This is a genomic window from Microbacterium sp. KNMS (genome assembly GCF_053851835.1).
On record NZ_JBSQBP010000173.1, the window covers coordinates 1 to 245 of the forward strand.

At 45.7% G+C, this 245-nt stretch carries 1 protein-coding gene; it reads right to left on the reverse strand.

The window, feature by feature from the left end:
* On the reverse strand, positions 1-245 hold a 245-nt coding region (locus ACWXWW_RS18275; protein ID WP_455971457.1), incomplete at both ends, for an E3 binding domain-containing protein.

Here is a 245-nt window from a genome sequence, read left to right on the forward strand (position 1 = left end):
TGACATACGTTCGCGTTCAAAAGGTTTGTCGCTATTTTCACTTGCCGCTGGAGACGGAGATACCGGGTTAGCTGGCTTACTTGCTTGTGCCTGCTGTTTTTGCTCATTTGATTTTTGATCTGCATACGAATCAATATCATGTTTACGTACACGGCCAAGAGGATCAGTAGTTGGTACTTGATCTAGCTTGATTCCGCGTTCTCTTGCTGCTTTGCGAGCTGCAGGAGAAGCAATCAGCCATTGTT